The sequence below is a fragment of the Nostoc sp. UCD121 genome (assembly GCF_014222285.1).
GTDB lineage: Bacteria > Cyanobacteriota > Cyanobacteriia > Cyanobacteriales > Nostocaceae > Nostoc.
This window is the reverse complement of record NZ_JACKZS010000570.1, coordinates 1-275: the sequence shown is the minus strand read 5'-3', so window position 1 is coordinate 275 and position 275 is coordinate 1. Positions and strand designations below refer to the sequence as shown.

Sequence of the window (275 nt, the reverse complement as noted above, 5' to 3'; positions counted from 1 at the left end):
GTGTAAGACTTCAAAATAAGCTAATTCAGGTTGGTAACCTGCTTCCACAAGTGTTTCGAATCCACTCTGAATTAATTTGGAAACTCCTCCACAAAGTACAGCTTGTTCACCGAATAAATCTGTTTCAGTTTCTTCTTTAAATGTCGTTTCAATGACCCCGGCACGAGTAGCACCAATGCCTTTTGCGTAGCTTAAAGCAATGTTTCTAGCTTGCCCCGTAGCATCTTGTTGAACACCAAATAATGCTGGTACGGCACTTCCTTCAACAAATGTAC

General features: G+C 41.1%; 1 pseudogene. It reads right to left on the bottom strand.

Annotation, left to right across the window (positions count from 1 at the left end):
- Positions 1–275, bottom strand: a pseudogene (locus GNF10_RS37515) (ketol-acid reductoisomerase); the annotation flags it as partial.